This window comes from Bradyrhizobium sp. WSM4873 (genome assembly GCF_055811355.1).
On sequence record NZ_JBVVPS010000131.1, the window covers coordinates 1 to 410 of the forward strand.

Sequence of the window (410 nt, forward strand, 5' to 3'; positions counted from 1 at the left end):
GAGCAGGAGTCAGTTTTCCGGTTGGGGCGGCATTTGAGATTGCAGGGATTGGGGGCTTGAGGCCCCCGAACCTTGCACTTTTCGTTTGTGGATTGAACGAAGCCGCTGTCGCGGCGTGCGTGGCGAGGTGGCGTAGATCGCCTCCTGCTGAGAGGATGTGGGTGTTGGAGCCCCCCTCAGACAGGGTATCGAGATGGCCGATTTGAGCCTCTTCGCCGCCGCATCATCGAGGACATGACCGTCCGCAGTCTGTCGCCGGCGACGCAGCGATCCTACATCGGCGCGGTTTCGAAGTTCAGCCGCTATTTCGGCCGATCGCCTGAGCGGTTGGAGCTGGAAGACGTCCGCGCCTTCCAGGTGCATCTGGTCTCGACCGACATCTCATGGCCGGCGCTGAACCAGATCATCGT

General features: G+C 61.5%; 1 protein-coding gene. It reads left to right on the top strand.

Annotation, left to right across the window (positions count from 1 at the left end; translation table 11 throughout):
- Nucleotides 1–234: 234 nt before the first annotated feature.
- A partial coding sequence (locus AC0L21_RS38075; RefSeq protein ID WP_473267152.1) for a phage integrase N-terminal SAM-like domain-containing protein occupies nucleotides 235–410 on the top strand: 176 nt, incomplete at its 3' end.